Origin of the sequence: Microcoleus sp. PH2017_24_DOB_U_A, assembly GCF_020738205.1 — a bacterium.
Classification (GTDB): Bacteria; Cyanobacteriota; Cyanobacteriia; order Cyanobacteriales; family Microcoleaceae; genus Microcoleus.
The window spans coordinates 1-15,927 of record NZ_JAEQCT010000040.1 but is presented as its reverse complement, the minus strand read 5'-3'; the positions used below and the strand labels follow the sequence as shown (position 1 = coordinate 15,927).

General features: G+C 45.2%; 14 protein-coding genes. 5 read left to right on the top strand and 9 right to left on the bottom strand.

What is annotated here, in order from left to right:
* The first annotated feature begins 260 nt into the window (after nt 1-260).
* The 3 genes from JGK07_RS11780 (at nt 261) to JGK07_RS11770 (ending at nt 4,746) form a co-directional block, all read left to right on the top strand.
* Nucleotides 261-3,575 carry a PAS domain-containing protein gene (locus JGK07_RS11780; RefSeq protein ID WP_293225783.1) on the top strand — a complete coding sequence of 1,105 codons (3,315 nt, stop codon included), beginning with the start codon at nt 261-263 and terminating at the stop codon, nt 3,573-3,575.
* A 17-nt stretch (nt 3,576-3,592) separates the two neighbouring features.
* On the top strand, nt 3,593-4,123 hold the full coding sequence (locus JGK07_RS11775) for a hypothetical protein (RefSeq protein ID WP_293192716.1): 531 nt from the start codon (nt 3,593-3,595) through the stop codon (nt 4,121-4,123).
* A gap of 305 nt (nt 4,124-4,428) precedes the next feature.
* Nucleotides 4,429-4,746, top strand: coding sequence for a hypothetical protein (locus tag JGK07_RS11770; protein WP_293192714.1), 318 nt, complete (start codon nt 4,429-4,431; stop codon nt 4,744-4,746).
* Between the two features lie 400 nt (nt 4,747-5,146).
* On the opposite strand, the gene JGK07_RS11765 is transcribed toward JGK07_RS11770, so the two are convergent.
* Nucleotides 5,147-6,256 (bottom strand): extracellular solute-binding protein, encoded by a 1,110-nt coding sequence (locus JGK07_RS11765; protein WP_293186863.1) that lies wholly within the window; start codon nt 6,254-6,256, stop codon nt 5,147-5,149.
* A 730-nt stretch (nt 6,257-6,986) separates the two neighbouring features.
* Here JGK07_RS11765 and JGK07_RS11760 point away from each other — a divergent pair.
* The gene (locus JGK07_RS11760; RefSeq protein ID WP_293186862.1) at nt 6,987-7,382 is read left to right on the top strand and encodes a hypothetical protein; all 396 of its coding nucleotides are present in this window, start codon (nt 6,987-6,989) and stop codon (nt 7,380-7,382) included.
* Nucleotides 7,383-7,699: 317 nt separating this feature from the next.
* Here the strand turns inward: JGK07_RS11760 and cobT are convergent, their stop codons facing one another.
* From cobT to JGK07_RS33175, 8 genes are all read right to left on the bottom strand, one after another.
* A complete protein-coding gene (gene cobT, locus JGK07_RS11755; RefSeq protein WP_293186861.1) occupies nt 7,700-8,806 on the bottom strand; it encodes a nicotinate mononucleotide-dependent phosphoribosyltransferase CobT in 1,107 nt (368 codons plus the stop codon).
* A 168-nt stretch (nt 8,807-8,974) separates the two neighbouring features.
* A complete protein-coding gene (locus tag JGK07_RS11750; protein ID WP_293199078.1) occupies nt 8,975-9,193 on the bottom strand; it encodes a hypothetical protein in 219 nt (72 codons plus the stop codon).
* Nucleotides 9,183-9,938, bottom strand: coding sequence for a DUF2232 domain-containing protein (locus JGK07_RS11745; RefSeq protein ID WP_293186858.1), 756 nt, complete (start codon nt 9,936-9,938; stop codon nt 9,183-9,185). Before JGK07_RS11745 ends, JGK07_RS11750 begins: the two co-directional genes overlap by 11 nt.
* A gap of 586 nt (nt 9,939-10,524) precedes the next feature.
* Complete coding sequence (locus JGK07_RS11740; RefSeq protein ID WP_293152300.1) at nt 10,525-11,022, bottom strand: universal stress protein; 498 nt, start codon at nt 11,020-11,022, stop codon at nt 10,525-10,527.
* 314 nt (nt 11,023-11,336) lie between these two features.
* Nucleotides 11,337-12,635, bottom strand: coding sequence for a hypothetical protein (locus tag JGK07_RS11735; protein ID WP_293199079.1), 1,299 nt, complete (start codon nt 12,633-12,635; stop codon nt 11,337-11,339).
* A gap of 117 nt (nt 12,636-12,752) precedes the next feature.
* Nucleotides 12,753-13,463 carry a Crp/Fnr family transcriptional regulator gene (locus tag JGK07_RS11730; protein ID WP_293152297.1) on the bottom strand — a complete coding sequence of 237 codons (711 nt, stop codon included), beginning with the start codon at nt 13,461-13,463 and terminating at the stop codon, nt 12,753-12,755.
* 321 nt (nt 13,464-13,784) lie between these two features.
* Nucleotides 13,785-14,624: a transposase gene (locus JGK07_RS11725; RefSeq protein WP_366517252.1), complete on the bottom strand. Its 840-nt coding sequence runs from the start codon at nt 14,622-14,624 to the stop codon at nt 13,785-13,787.
* Between the two features lie 26 nt (nt 14,625-14,650).
* Nucleotides 14,651-14,947, bottom strand: coding sequence for a helix-turn-helix domain-containing protein (locus tag JGK07_RS33175; RefSeq protein ID WP_325315607.1), 297 nt, complete (start codon nt 14,945-14,947; stop codon nt 14,651-14,653).
* Between the two features lie 293 nt (nt 14,948-15,240).
* Here JGK07_RS33175 and JGK07_RS11720 point away from each other — a divergent pair, with 293 nt between their 5' ends.
* The gene (locus tag JGK07_RS11720; protein WP_293186856.1) at nt 15,241-15,492 is read left to right on the top strand and encodes a hypothetical protein; all 252 of its coding nucleotides are present in this window, start codon (nt 15,241-15,243) and stop codon (nt 15,490-15,492) included.
* The last annotated feature ends 435 nt before the right edge of the window (nt 15,493-15,927 follow it).

The window sequence follows — 15,927 nt, the reverse complement described above, 5'->3', positions numbered from 1 at the left end:
AAGAGGATTGGAGTAATGAATCGTCTTCTTTTAATTTCTCCGCGGGTTCCAGCTTTAAACCAATTCTTTCTGGTAAAAAAAACTAAATTACAAAATTTGGTTGAAGAGCCAGAAAATTTATTTCTATGACAATACCCCAGTTATTTTATGACTTTCTTCGACCCAGCGAGAGCCAACATTTTTCTGATGGGTGATTAACGGAACTCTCTCTAAAATCTCAACTTCCAAATCTCAACTTGATACTTCCAGATTAATATCCCGTGTCATCTACAAACGATTTAGCATCTACTACTATGGCTCAAACTCAGTTAAACGACAGCCAGCAAAACTGTTCGCAGCCTACTAATTTTGCGACTTCCGAAAGAAGATTGAAAGCAGTTTTCAGACCTGCCACCTACAACTTGTCTGTCACCAGAAAACAATTAATTGGATTGCTGGCTTTACAAACCATCTTGCCAGTCGGATTAACGGGAGCAGCACTTTGGCTAACATCAACTGTTGGAAGCAGCGAACTGCAAAATCAAGCTAAATCTGAACTGAGCCTTAGTGAAAGTAACTACAATCTTAAACTCGATCGCGCTGCATTCAGTTTGCAAAACTCCTCTGACAGCAAAACGATCGCCCAAATAGCCTCAGCTTATAACAGCGGCAAGAATATATCAAATTTGCGACAATCTGTCAAGGATATTTTGGAAACCCAAGTTAAAACAGGGGAAATAGACAGTGCTGTCTTAGTGGGAAAAAACGGGCAGATTGTAGTTAGCGTCAACCCCAACATCAAGGAAAAAAGTGTTAACCTGCAAAAAATAGTCGATCGAGTATTCGCTGCCAAAAAGCCAATAACCGCCAGCAAAATTATTGCCAAATCGGAACTTCAGAAACAATTGGTATCTTTGCCGCGCGCTGCGGGAGACGGTAGCGTTCTCATCCGCTACACAGCAACTCCTGTAAACGATCCCAAAACTAAGACGGTGATTGGTGTCTTAGTGTTAGAAAAAATTTTGAGCCAAACGACGGCAGTTGCTAGCAGCGAAACCATCAATTTACAAAGTGGCGGATATCGCGCTATCTACTCCGTCCCAACTGACGGCAAATTTGTGTTGGCAAGTTCGCAAATATTTACCAAAAATCAAAAGTTGCCAGATTTGCTGGCAGACAAATCGCTGCTGAAATCGGCACTCGCAGCCGCCGGCAAGCCTGTCGCTCAGGAAATGCGAACAGGCAGTAAAACTTATACAGTAGCTGCTCAATCCCTGGACAATTTAGCCGGAAAACCCGCAGCAATTTTAGTGCGGGGAATGCCACAAACTGATCTCGCATCCTGGTGGGGCAATAATTGGCTGCTAGCACTGTCTGTGGCTGCCGCCGCACCCCTGGCCTTAGCAGTAGGAGTCACCCGCCTCCTGGCCAAACCAGCTAACTCAGATTTATTAACAGCAGACGGGAATTTACGCTCTAACTCCACCGCCGAAGCGCACCCGCAATCGGGGAAGTGTGTTAGCGAAGCCAACGAAAAGGATCGCACTTCTGACAATTTATCGGAAAATTTATCTGACAATTTATCTGACAATTTAAATTTGGGCGAACTCCCCGGTTTATTCCTGAAACAACCTAATTTAGACAGTCAATTAGCGATGGATTTTGAGTATGGAAATTGTGCGGGCGATCGCGCGCAAATCACAAATCCCGAAATCTCGCTAACTGTCCCAACCCTAGAATTGGCCGCCAACTGGGGTTCAAACCACCCACAGCCGACAAATACAGAACCAGCAAAAAGCTCGATCGCCTTAAATCAAGTCCAGGAAGCTTGGCAAGACTTAAATCGCCTCAACTTGGAATTGCAGCGAGAAATACTCGAACGTCAAAAGGTTCAAACAGCCCTGCGGAAGAGCGAAGAACTGCTGCAAGCGATTTTAGACAACTCCACAGCAATGATTCACATCAAAGATGCTGACGGAAAATACCTGCTTACAAACAGCCATTTTGACAATTTGTTCCATATGGCAAAAGAACAAATAACTGGTAAAACCGACGGCGATATTTTTCCTCAAGACAAAGCATCAGTCTTGCGAGAAAACGACCTAAAAGTGATTGAAACCTGTTCGCCCCTAAGCATTGAAGAAGTCATCCCTCAAGACGACGGGCCGCACACTTATCTGTCTCTCAAATTTCCCCTCTGCAACTCCGAAGGTACAGCTTATGCAGTCGGTACAATTTCTACAGATGTGAGCGATCGCAAAAAAGCCGAACTCACCCTAGAAAAAGCCAAAGTAGAACTAGAAATAGAAGTCGAACAGCGCACGGCATTCCTCAAACAAGCCAACCAACTCTTGCAGTTTGAACTCGCCGCCCGAGTCCGCGGCGCCATTACCGTCAGACAAATGACGGCTCAAGTAGCCCGACACGCCAGAACAGTTGACGGCATTCTCGGCGCTTCCCTCGACCTAATTTTTCTAGTGGATCAGTCGGGAAGGTACACTTACGTCAGTCGCACCGCCGCCCAAGCTGCCGGCATGAACCCCAGAGAAATGATTCGCAAAACCTGGCAGGAATTAGGCTGGCCTCCAAACATTATGGAGCGGGTTCACCAACAGTGCGATCGCATATTTGTCACAGCCGAACCCGCCAAAGGCGAAGTAATCGTCCCCACCGCAGCCTGGGGAACCCGCGACTACGAGTACATTCTCAGCCCGGTGTGTGCGACAGACGGTAGCGTGGAAGCGGTGGTAGCCACGCTGCGGGATATCACAGAGCGCAAAGACGCCGAGGAAGCGTGGCAGTTGGCAAAAGAAGCCGCCGAACTCGCCAACCGCGCCAAGAGTGCTTTTCTGGCAAACATGAGCCACGAGTTGCGGACTCCCCTAAACGCAATTATCGGCTACAGCGATCTGCTGGTGGAAGATGCCGAGGAGGTGGGCAACTTAGAGGTAGTTTCGGATTTAGACAAAATTCGGACTGCTGGGAAACACTTGCTGCAACTGATTGACGACATTCTCGACATTTCCAAAATTGAAGCTGACAAGATGGAGATTTATCTCGAAAGCTTCGATGTTGGCGGCCTGATCGAGGAGGTGGCGACAACCATCAAACCGTTAATTGAGAAAAACGGCAATACCTTGCAAGTATTGAGTGCCGAGAATATCGGCGCCATGCACGGCGATTTGATGAAAGTGCGGCAGATAATCCTGAATTTGCTGAGCAATGCTGCTAAGTTTTCTGAGAATGGGGCGATCGTACTTACTGTCGAAAGAATTACCAGTGAAGAATTAAAAAATAAATATCAACCGCGAGTTGTTCAAATGTTAATTTTGGATGCTGAATATTTAGTTTTCCGAGTGACAGATACGGGGATCGGCATGACACAAGAACAGCAAGAGCGACTGTTCCAACCTTTCACCCAAGCGGACAATTCAACTACTCGCAAGTACGGCGGTACAGGTTTGGGATTGACTATCAGCCAGCGTTTTTGTCAGATGATGGGCGGTGATATTGAAGTTACCAGCGAGTTAGATTGTGGTTCTACTTTTACGGCTTTTCTGCCTGCTTCGTTGTTTAGGCGATCGGAATTTCAATAATTTTGTCGCAATAAATTATGATGAATCACCACAAATTCAGCCACCAAAATCAAGTTTTCCGGCGCAGACCTAGCATTTTGACAAAAAGTTTATGTTTGTTCCTAATTGCGAGTTCTACGTGCATCACAGCCTTGCTGTGGGGACAATATGCGGCGTTTTCCCAGCAACCAGTCTGCCCGAGTGGAGACGCTGCCAATTTCCCGTCGCCGCCGCTTTCGCAAGCCGAAAAGAGCACGCCGAGTCTGTGGTTGGCTCAAAAACAGTTTGGCGGCAAATTGCTCGATCGCTGGTTTGTCGATCGCAGCAACACATGGGTTATCATCATCGTCAACCGCCAACTGTGGAGTTTGCTCGATTATATGGAACGCTATCAGTTTGTCAACCGCTTCGGCGCTGCTTCTAGCGAGTACGGTTACAACCTGCGAGTTTGCAACCGTCAGGGGACTGCTTTGGCGGTTTATGCGTGCAAGGGCGATCGATCGAGCTGTAAAATAGATTTAGAATCTCTGTCAAATCCGGGTCTTCGAGGCAAAATCAAAGCTTTTTAGTAGGGTGCGCCAGCTATAGAGATTTTTGAGATAATCGATAAATTAAGAGGTGACGCACCGTGCATTTGAGCTAATAAATGCGGTTTCCAAAAACGGAATTAAAAAAAATTAATATCGAAATAGACAACAAATTGTGAGAAAAATTACGGGTGCATCTGGGTTTGGCAATTATATCTGTAGGGGCGAAGCATGACCGCAGTCAATATGGGATTATAACTAATAACTTATATACGGTCATGCTTCGCCCTCTTCAAAAACCAGATAGACCTAAAATTAAAAATTACTAGCAAAACAACAGGCAAAAAATGGCACTTCCTCAAAAAAAATCACGCAGTATCATCATAAACGATGAAAAATATCGTTGGCTTATTTCACGTGACGATTACGGCGGCATTGGTTTGTTTATAGAGTTATACGAGAATCCTGCTCAGAAATTGACGACAGCTTTTTCTTTTGGTTATCCAGCTATTACTCCTGTGTTCGTGTGTGAGGTAATTCTCCATGCCTTAGCACAAGGATACACGCCTCACAAAAAAGGTCAGAATTTTGGGCTACCTGAAAATTCACCCTTAGTAGTAGTTAAGAATTTAACAATTAACGCAGCTTATAAGTACAACTGGTGACTGACACACTCTATGGTTAAAGATGCGTCAGTTTTGATGATTTTCAAGGTACGTAGTTGCGCTTCAGCGCTCTTTAGATCTATGAAAAAGCGCTGAAGCGCAACTACTTACCTCAAAACGTACTTAACTTTTCACTACTTGCTCTTTAGATTTATGAAAGAGCGCTGAAGCGCAACTACGTACCTCAACACGTACTTAACTTTTTACTGCTTGTATGAAAGAGCGCTGAAGCGCAACTACGTACCTCAACACGTACTTAACTTTTTACTGCTTGTTTTTTAGATCTATGAAAGAGCGCTGAAGCGCAACTACTTACCTCAAAACGTACTTAACTTTTTACTGCTTGTTTTTTAGATCTATGAAAGAGCGCTGAAGCGCAACTACGTACCTTAAAACGTACTTAACTTTTCACTACTTGTCGAATTTCTTGCCAAAGCGATCGATATTCGGCAATCCCCGCATCTCCAAACGGCAGCAGAAAGTCGCTGGCGGCAAGAATTTTAGCATCCGGTAACAACACGGGATTGCTTCGCACATCGGCGGGCAAAGCCTCGGGTTTCATGCCGACAATTATCGGCGAACTAGCTTTAGCCAGCAAAGATAATTGAGGCGCAATCTGAGGCTGCAAGCAAAAATTAATCCATTTTTCCACTAACGAAACTGGCTTTTTTGATGCTGGTTGTACCCACAAATCCGTCCACAGTGCAGTTCCAGAAACTGGAATTACTACAGCAATATCCTTTTGAGTTTGTAACAGCGGCAGTACGTCACCAGATGAACCTACGGCTAACCAAGTATCACCTAAAATTAACGGTTGCAGGTATGTATCGGAACTGTAAAGCTTAGTTTGGGCGTGCAGATTTGCCAGTTCTTTTTTGAGGTTGGGAACTTTATCTAATTGCTGCGTGTTGTAAGATTTTCCGAGTTTTTTTAATGTTAAACCGATCACTTCTCTCGCGCTATCCGGTAGCGAAATTCGATCGCGCAATTCGACTCGCCACAAGTCACTCCAATCAGTCGGAGTCCACCCCAAATCCTTAAATTTGTCGGTTCGATAGGCAATTACCGTACTTCCCCAGCGGTAAGGTGCAGCCCAAACTTGACCTTTAGCGTCTAATTGGCCGTCAGCGTTACGCCGGACGAGTTTTTGCCATCTTTCGGGCAATTGCGACCAATTAGCAATTTTAGCAGGATCGATCGGCTGAATCAATTTTTGCCGAATTGCCAAAGTCAGCCAATAATCTCCCAACATCACCAAGTCAGCTTGATTTTTGGCTTCCGGTGTCCGTTTCCACTCCTGTAACAAAGCGAATAATTCTTTTAATTGCCCTTCCTGCGTTACCTGCAACTGCGGAGACGGTTGTAAATCGCGGCTAAATTTGCTTGCGAGTTGGGCCGGAATACCGTTTTTGAGCGATCGAATTTTGAGAGTGGGTTTCGAGTCGCAACCTGCCGCCAATTGACTTAAAGTTAGGGTGGCTGCGCCCAATAGCAAAGACCTTCGTTTCACCTGTGAATCCGCTTTTCTAAATATTGACCGATGTTTTGTGTTCTGCGACCCGGGAAATAATTGTTTGTCGAGTCCGGTAGTCCGCACCGATTTGTCTTATTTCTTTTTCCAACACATAGCCATTGTACTAGCTTCTGCTGCGATCGGAGTCGGTGCTCGTCTTGCCGTCAACTTACCGCCTCGTTTCTGAACTCCAAATTTCTTTGGGCTAATTTTGCCGGTCTTTGCGGGCGATCGCCTGTATCTGTGTTACATTCCTTAATATCAGGAAACCGCGAAAGCGCCACACTCTGCCGTTGGATGACGCTTTTTCCACAAACGAAGTGAAAAAGTCCTTTTAAATCCGCGACAGTTTAATAACTACAAAACCCGGTTGCTGTCTCCATAACAATCTCAACTCCCAAATCGAAAAATGGCAAATTGACTGCCGAGTCAATCTCACACTCCTGGAGGGACTCCCACTCTCAGAAGCCGAGTTTTTTTGTTTTTTTTAACTCTGATTGAAGGTTTGAACAAAGTATAGGAGTTAACAAACCTCGTTTCAGAATCCAAGAAAATCTAAAATCTAAAATCTAAAATCTAAAATCCTCAAGCTGAGTATCTCAACCTAGCGTCAGGATTGGGAAGACAACAATTACGTCAAAAATTAAATAATTTAGTGATAAATCCCACTTATGTAAAGATTTCCCTAATATGTAAAGATATAAGTTACTATTCCGAGGATGACTGTATGGAAGCGCTACGCCAGCAAGTTACAGCATTGACCCAACAAGTCGATGCTTTGTACAAACTCGTAGAAAACCTCAATGAAAAGTTATTGGAGTCCGCCAAGGAGACGAAGCTGGCCCAGCAGCATATGGACGATCGCTCCCTGACAGCAGGAAATCACAAAACCTCTCCCTATCAAAGCTACAGCAATCTCGACGGCATCCTCGGTCACAAGGACATACTGTTAGATGACAACTACTTCGACAAGAATTCTCAAAGTCTGGAAAAAGAGCTGACTTCCGAGATTCAAATCCAGCGCTTAACAGCTCAGCTAACAGCGGCTTACAATCGAATTGCTGCCTTAGAAGAACAGTTGGTCGCCAAAAGAATGCACTCACACGTAGGCGGGTCTAATTAAATATTGCTGCTGGCGATCGGCATGGATCGAGAGAGAAAATACAAGTTGCCTTGATTTATGCTCGTCTACTTATAGAGTCATTGAATAGAGTGTTTTGTCTCGCGAAATTCACAGGAGGAATACTGCATCAAAGCGAGATATTGTGTAGAATATTCTGTAAATCTGAAAGCAAAAATGCTACAGAAAATGATATAATTATTCAGCCCAAACAAAGCTAGTTGAGCAGCACAACGAGGTTGGCAGCTCGATCGCACATCTGAATTTTTCATATTTAATGCCTGATATTCCGACAGGCACGGAAAAGGAAAAACCCGGTTTTACTGTTGAATTTCACACCGCGAGGCTAGGGCTTCCACAGCTTGCAGAAGTTGGGTTGGAGTCCAATTCACAGCTAGGCCGCTGGCGATCGCACACGCACCCGCACCCACACCTTCCTTCACGTACCCGCGATCGTAAGCTTGCAGTTGCGGGTAGCGAGAACTGGCAAAACTTAGCTGTGCAGCCAACAGAGGGACACCGCCGATATCCGAGGCGAGTCCTACAGTGTCCCCTGTGGGGTCTTCCGCCACCCAGCGCGTAGTCCCCACCGCGACTTGTTCGGGACACCATAACAGCTCGTATTCCGTGGCTAAGGCTTGCATCAAAGCATACACTGCCAGCATTTGCGTGCCACCAGCCAAAAGTACCCCGCAAGTCCGACTCGCGGCGATCGCCATTCCCGCCACCGCTATTTGCATCGGATCGCCCACCGCCGCCACCAAATCCAGGGGGGTGCTATTTTTTCTGCCGATTTCCCACCCAGCATTATTGAGTCCCGCTGTCACCGCAGCCAATTTTTGAGCGTGATTGCAGGTAGGGTGAGAACTATTAACCTTACCCGCCGCTGCAATTCCCAAACCCATTAACACGCCCAAAGCAGTAGTCGTGCCACCAACTACGCACTCCCCTAAAATGACATAACTGCCATTAGTTTCGGCGGCCAATTTAGCGCCCCAAATTAATCCTTGTTCCAGCAAATGTTTGACTATTTCTAGTTCCAAAGCATTCCCAGAAGTTAGACACTTTGCCGCAGTACCGCCCAAATCAATTGTAGGTACGGGAGGCGGCAGGGGTAAACCTGCATTAAACAGGTAAAGGGGAATTTCCAAAGCTTCGACTACGGCGCGAGATATTAGCACCGGTGAGGCACCGGCTTCTAGGGGCGGCAAGGGATACTGCGGTGACGGTTGCGGGCCGTTATACAAAAATTCTGCATCGGCCAAACAAGTAAATTGTCGATCGCGCGGGGTTGCTCCTGCTGCCGAAATCCCCGGAATTAAGCCAGTTGCGGTGAATCCTAACACGCAGGCAAATATCGGTTTTTGTCCCCGATGGCGATCGAGCCACCGCTGGCCCTGTTCAATTTCTGTATAAACATGAATCATAATTAGTCAGTTGACAGTTGACAGTTGACAGTTGGCAGTAATAATCGGGGATTGGTAATGGGGAATTGGTAATGGGGAATTGGTAATGGGGAATTGGTAATGGGGAATTGGTAATTGCCGGAAAAACTAGAAAGAGGGAAAGCGGATAATTTGATTTTTTTCCTTCCCTCAACATCCATCTGTTAAATCTGTTACAAGATCCTTCTTCCCTCTTCCTTCTTCCCTCTTCCTTCTTCCCTCTTCCCTCTTCCTTCTTCCCTCTTCCTTCTTCCTTCTTCCCTCTTCCTTCTTCCCTCTTCCCTCTTCCTTCTTCCCTCTTCCCTCTTCCTTCTTCCTTCTTCCTGATGACTGATGACTAATGACTAATGACTTCCGATTACTCCTCATAATCGATTAAAACTTGCACCCAGCGCGGCGGCCGCGGAATCGGATTTCCCAAACGATCTAACAGCAGCAAAGCTACTAAATGCACTACAAATAAATATACAATATTGTTAATCAAAATCATCCCAGCGGCGATCGCCCCTATTGTACTCAAACTCGGCACGCTCAGCCAGCCCAGCTTCACAAATACCCATTCCACAATCTCTGTTACCTGGGCGGTTACATAAACCCAGAGATCTTGACCCACCAAAGCTGACAGCAGCCAAAACTTAAAAAAGAACCCGACAGCACCAATTACCGCCCCCACACTAATAGAGACAGACCAACTCGCTTTGCGCCGCCAAAGTCCTCCCAGTGCAACTCCCATAATTCCAAAAGGAATCACGTATAAAATGCTCCGCGTTGGGCCCATGAGTACCGACAGCAGCAAACCGGAAACCAAAGCTGACATCCAAGCCGCTCTGTTACCCCAGCGCAGGTAAACCAGGGCTATGGGCACCGGGAAAAAAACCCGCAGCAACGGGCCCAGGGGAAAGTAATAATTTATCAGCCAAATCAAGCTAGCGGTACTTGCCAAAAATGCCGTTTCTACGAGCCTCAAAGGCGCTTCTCCAGTGGGGGGCGTCCCCGGGTCGGAATTTTTGCGATCGCCAGCCATTGCTGAAAAAGTGGCGGTTTGTGGCTCATTATTGCTACTGGGTGAACTGCCTGAATTAGACGCGGCATCTGCTGACAAAAAATCACTCATCCGATTTTAGATTTTAGATTTTAGATTTTAGATTTTACAGGACTTACGTGCTACACGTCTGATTCCCGATTTGAGATTTTAGATTTGAGATTTTACAGAACTTGCCTGCTGCACGTCTGATTCCCAATTTTCCGATTTTCCGATTTTAAATTTTATCAGAAAGAATTGGTTGAAAGCCCCAAGCGCGATCGGGAGAAATTAAAATTAGACTATTCATTACCAGAAAGAATTGGTTGAAAGCCCCAAGTCTTCGAGGGAGAAATTAAAATTAGACTATTCATTACTCGAATACTTGGACTTAAAGGTAGAGGTAGCTCTCGAACTGTCAAGCGGTCAACTGTCAATTGTCAACTGTTGAATCCAATCTTCTTCTTTCTAGGTAGAGGTCGCTGTCAAGCGGTCAACTGTCAATTGTCAACTGAATAAAGTTTGATATTTTACGACACTGGCGGGCCATAAGATTAATTTCCGGTTTCACTATTTGGAGGCCTCGCCACCCAATTTAATATTGTTCGCACAAACCAGGTTTAGGTAGGAACGCCAGTCTTATTTTAGATTGATGTTCTCAGGAAAATTTTCAGCAGCATCATTTTTCAGCTTTGACTTCCTGAATTACAAATACCGAACAAGATGCGTGGTGAACGACATAATTGCTCACACTCCCGAGGAAAGCTTCTGTAAGCCCCGTGCGGCCGCGCCTCCCCACTACTATTAAATCTGCACCCCAAGTTTGGGCGTGTTCGCAGACACAATGCCCCGGATCGCCATCCATTTGGCAGTCAAATTCCACCTCCAATCCTTGTTTGGCTGCAACCTCGCTATAATTTTTCAGCAAACCCTCAGACTGTTTTACCTCCCTTTCCAGCCGCAAACGTTGAGCTTGATAAGCTTGATCCATTAACTCGGCATTCAAGCCCAAATCTACCGGAATTGGCACTGCCGTCTCGCCCAGCGAGTTGACAGTAACGCAGTGAAATAGCATCATCTTAGCTCGATCGATCGAGGCTAATTCTAAGGCTTGACTGAAGACGCGGCGGCCAAGTTCAGAATCATCGACGGCGGCGAAAATTTTCTTAAAACTCACAGCTTTACCTCCGGCGGGAAATCATCAATATCAGTTAGTTAACAGAGAGTGTTGTTGAATGAGATTCAAATTAACAATCTCTGATACTTCTAGAGTAACCCATAAATGGAGTTAATCGGAGTAAGTCACAATATTCCAATTATAGTTCACTTTTTTAACTCCTCTGTAGTCGCGTCTTTCAGTTTGCGGGAGCTAGTCCCAACCAAATAGAGCGTAGTAAGGTAGGAATTTTTAGGCAGTTTACCCTAGCCTAGTACAATCAAAGTGGTAGTCGCTAACACCGTTCTAGTTTGATTGCACACCGTCACGTATTACTACTTCAGGCTTTTAAGATTGAGCGTAGCTTCTAGTAGGTTGCGCTTGATTGCTTTTAATGCCACGTTTCGGGCAGCATTTAATCCAGAGTGAGCCTTGTACCCATCAGCAGTTGCCACCAATGCAGCTCCAGATTGATAGCCCTCAAATCGAAGTGAGTCAGACGGAAACTTAGCCCCTCTCCAAAGTGGTTCTCCCCACGGACTAAGGCGACTCGTATTCATCGGACTAACGCGAGTTGTCACAATTGCATAATCTTGATATGCGATTCGTTTGACTTGCTCAAAGACCTTTCCCTTTAGCCAGTAGGCACGCTTTTGATTTGATCTCCTAGAGAATTTGCCTTTTTTCGGGCGAAGATTGCCTAGGTGTTCAAAACTAATTACATCCACTTTCCAGTGTTTTGCAAACTCAACAAGTTCCCTTGAAACCGCTCTGGAAAAATTAATTTCTCTGGCCGTTATTGAGTCCCATCTTGATTTAGCAAAACCACGACTCACTATTTTGGTTTGTCTCATCTTGATTGCAATTTGTCCTAGATCCCGCTTCCTACGAGCTACGTGACGCGACTGGTTGATAAAGTGCCTAGCGATTTCAGTCGTTTCGCCTCTGTCGTTGGTTTCTAGAACAGTTGCAATGATAATAAACTTGTCTAAATCCATGTCAATCCCGCAGGTTCTAAATGCGGAGTTAGACATAATTCCCTTGATACCTCCTGTGGCAGGCACATATTTTTCTAAGGGGAAAACGAGCCATAAAGAACCATTTTGTACTTGAATTCTTGGAGAACCTTTTGTCCATTCTGTCGGAACATTAGGACATTGATATTGATGTTTGACCCATTTCCATGAATTCCCTACTCGCATTTTCAAAACAATGGAGAAACCATCATCCTCTTTCCACATCCCTGAATCGTAATGCGGGTTAAACCGGAATGCCCTAGGATGAACTGGAGGTTTGTGATCTCTCATTCGCTTCGGACGATGCAACCATTTTTGATAGGTTGAATTCCAGCTTTCGTAAGCACCGATGGCTTGTCGGATTGCGGATCTTTTTAGCGGGGAAGGAAAGCCGCTAATAAACTGATGACCAGCGGTTAGTAATTCGTAGAATCGCCAGCCTCCCTTAGATTGCACGGGAATGCTTACGCCTTGAGGATTTTCAGCAATTAACAGGAAATAAAAATGCACTACTTCGTTGTAAGCATCCTTGGTTTCCTGCATATCAAATTTTGAGCGAATTAGTTTCGCTTTAACTGATTTGGTTGTAATTGAATATCCTTTTTGGCGTTTTAGCATTCTATAATGAAACTCCAATACACTCTAATTCGTCAATAGACGACAGATACATCGCGCTTAGCGCTCCAATATATACATAACCACTCCAGTATACTCCAATATTTCGTTTTGTAGTGATTAGACTAACAGACGCTCCAAGGCGTGTAGGTCGGGAATGCACAAAACGTCACGTTCGCGTTGAATAGTTCCTTTTTTTTCCAGCTTGCTCAGCACTCGCGTTACCGTTTCCCGAGCCAGCCCGCTGAGGCTACTTAATTCTCTGTGCGGCAGGTTGGGAATTTCTGTACCTCCACTGGACATTTTTTTCCCTTGCCCCTCTGCCAAAAATAATAGAATATCTGCTACTCGCGAGGTACTGTCAGACTCTCGCAAACGCAGGCGGCGGTTGACTTGTCGCAGGCGGCGGGCCATCAGTTGAGCTAGCCGAATGCCTGCGAGGGGCTCGGTATGAATGAGTTGCACAAAATCTTGAGCTGGCATATTGCCGATCAGTGTCGGGGCTAGGGTGATGACATCTGTCGATCGCGGTGCTTCTTCGATCGCTGCCATTTCCCCGAACAGTTCTCCTTTCCCTAAAATATTCAGCGTTACTTCTTTTCCGTCTAGATTGTAGGTGCGAATTTTCACCCAACCATCCAATATAAAATACACTGATGTTCCCCAGTCATTTTCTAGTAAAATCACTTGATTCGACGGATGACTGCGGGTAACGATGTGGACAGTTGCTCTCTCGATTACAGGGTCAGGCAAACCTGCAAAAAAAGGAGTAGAAACTATCAATTGATTTATATTTGACTGCGGATCTCGGGCGTTAAAGCGGTCTTCCATGAGGCCATCATCTTAATTTATGCGCTTGAGCTGCGCTGGGCAGTTAGAAATAGCTTGCAGCCGAGTCATTCGAGCGATTTGAGATTCAAGCATTTGAGGAACAAGGAGCTAAAAATCGGCAATTTTTCCTCTAAAGTTTTGCGGTCAAAGGTCGAATATGGGAATTATTGACGCGATCCCCGGCATAAATGCGCGGGAATTCTCAAAGGTTGCATTCCGGTGCGATCGCATCCACACCTTCACGCTTTCTTCTTCCTGTCTCTTAGGCTCTTAACTAGACCGTTTCCGGTTCCCGTCAGACCGCCTCCACAGGCAATTTCTTTAATGTCTACGAAGCGTCCCTCCGCCGACAATCCTTGAAAACCGAATAACTTGAGCGGCTGCTACATCTCGATGTGTTGTATACCCACACTCAGGGCAATTATGCACTCGTTCATCAAGTGCTTTCTTGCCAGTGTGACTATCACAATTCGGACAAACCTGAGAAGTGTAATCCTTGTTTACCTTCTCAAAATGTACTCCCCGTTTCCAGCACACCCACGACATAATCGCGATGAATTGACCGAAACCAGCATCTAAGGTGTGTTTGCCAAACCTACCTTTTGCCCAGACTCGAAAATCGATATCTTCAACAAATATCATTCCCGCATCTAGAGCTAGGTCATGAGCTAATTTAAACTGCCAATCTTTTCTGGTATCGGTAACACGCTGATGCAGCCTAGCAATTTTTCTATTCAACTTATGACGGTTGTTAGAGCCTTTCTTCTTGTTCTTGAGCCGACGTTGCAGCAATTTAAGCTTGCGGTGTTCGACCTTGAGCAACTTAGGACGTTTAACTAATTTGCCTTCAGAAGTTGCTAAAAATTGGTCTAAACCTAGATCTATGCCAACGGGGAATCCCTGTGCAACTGGTTGAGGAACATTAACATCACATTCTAAGAAAAGTATGATGAAATATCCACTAGCCTTCCGGACAATTTGAGCTTGCTTGATTGCAAACTCATTAGGAATCTCTCTTGATTTAATGAATTCAACAATGCCTAACTGTGGGAGTTTAATAGTATTTCCTTGGAGGCAATTTTTGAGCATTTGGGGAAATACAAACGACCGCATTCGGTATTTATTCTTAAATCTTGGGAATCCCATTCCCTTACGTTTCATGTCTAGGAAGGCTGTTTCCAGCTTTCTTAACACCTGTTGAAGCATCTTTTTGTGTTAACCGTTTTAAGTTCGGGAAACAACTCTTTAGCTTTGGTTAGCTCCGCTGCCTGATTGTAATAATTTGGGTAGGGAGCATCAGCCGGAATAATGTACTCGCGAGCGATCGAGCAAGCATTAATCGGACATTTACGAGAGTTAATCCAGTCTTTACGCTCTCTCAATGCGTAGTTCCAAACCTTACGACAAATTACCAGAGTTCTTTCGATTTGAGAAATCTGCTTGTCTGTCGGCTTTAGTTTGTACTCGTAACTGAGATTTAGCATGATTCTTGACTAGCTCTACAAAATATTATATCATTTTGTAGATACTATGACAATAACGAAATCTCACTCTTGTCACTGGCATTGCCTTAGCCTCCGGTTAGCTTTCATGTCCGTCTTGAAAGGACGGGGTTCTCAGCATATTTTTTATAGCCTCAAGCTCTGATTGGGAGCTAGAAACTAAAGACTATACCATAATTGTTTAGATACATACCGCCGAGTAAATTTTATTAACAAAATTTTAGCAGCGCAGCAAGGGACTGAGCGATCGAGTTAGCGAAGACAATGACTTCGCGATGACAAGCTTAACACTGCTGAGAGATTTGTTGTCAGCAGGCCCGACAGTCGATCGGCTAGCGGAAGCACAAGTCCGCCCACGGGACAGACAGCGACCACATCCGATTGCAACTCTCTGGAACCAGTCAAATGTCAGCACTACCAAGAAAATCCACACCAATTTCCAGTCTAAAGGTTGGCACTCTTGGCAACCGAAACCGACGCAGTTTCGAGCAATTTTTTATGCTACCCCGAGATTATTGTACCATTAATCTCTAGCCATGAACACAGATCGAAAGCTATCATAAAAGGTTGCTCAAATCGACTGCACGGGGACAAGCCCGAATCGGGGCATCCCAAAATCGCAGATTGTTTGAGGTTTTTCCCAAGTCTGTAGTCTGTAAAAGATGGAAACAAAAATTTACCAGAAAGAATTGGTTGAAAGCCCCAAGCCTGCTCGGGAGAAATTAAAATCAGACTATTCATTGCTCCAATCCTCGGACTTAAGGGTAGAGGTCGCTCTCAAACTGTCAACTGTCAACTGTCAACTGTCAACTGTTGAACGCATTACCTGAGGAGAGAGTGGCACCCAGCCACCGCCCCAAGCTCGGGGTTAGGAACTGTAACTTAATTTATGGACAAAGCTACCCATCCTTGACTATTTGGGTAGCTTTTTGAGCAAATTGTGGCGGCACGAGACTATTTGC

Bases quoted from the DNA above. Each gene is read 5' to 3' on its own strand.
- JGK07_RS11775 (WP_293192716.1), top strand. From the start codon at position 3,593: ATGATGAATCACCACAAATTCAGCCACCAAAATCAAGTTTTCCGGCGC.
- JGK07_RS11770 (WP_293192714.1), top strand. From the start codon at position 4,429: ATGGCACTTCCTCAAAAAAAATCACGCAGTATCATCATAAACGATGAA.
- JGK07_RS11760 (WP_293186862.1), top strand. From the start codon at position 6,987: ATGGAAGCGCTACGCCAGCAAGTTACAGCATTGACCCAACAAGTCGAT.
- cobT (WP_293186861.1), bottom strand. From the start codon at position 8,806: ATGATTCATGTTTATACAGAAATTGAACAGGGCCAGCGGTGGCTCGAT.
- JGK07_RS11750 (WP_293199078.1), bottom strand. From the start codon at position 9,193: ATGAGGAGTAATCGGAAGTCATTAGTCATTAGTCATCAGTCATCAGGA.
- JGK07_RS11745 (WP_293186858.1), bottom strand. From the start codon at position 9,938: ATGAGTGATTTTTTGTCAGCAGATGCCGCGTCTAATTCAGGCAGTTCA.
- JGK07_RS11735 (WP_293199079.1), bottom strand. From the start codon at position 12,635: ATGCTAAAACGCCAAAAAGGATATTCAATTACAACCAAATCAGTTAAA.
- JGK07_RS11730 (WP_293152297.1), bottom strand. From the start codon at position 13,463: ATGGAAGACCGCTTTAACGCCCGAGATCCGCAGTCAAATATAAATCAA.
- JGK07_RS11725 (WP_366517252.1), bottom strand. From the start codon at position 14,624: ATGAAACGTAAGGGAATGGGATTCCCAAGATTTAAGAATAAATACCGA.
- JGK07_RS33175 (WP_325315607.1), bottom strand. From the start codon at position 14,947: ATGCTAAATCTCAGTTACGAGTACAAACTAAAGCCGACAGACAAGCAG.
- JGK07_RS11720 (WP_293186856.1), top strand. From the start codon at position 15,241: ATGACAAGCTTAACACTGCTGAGAGATTTGTTGTCAGCAGGCCCGACA.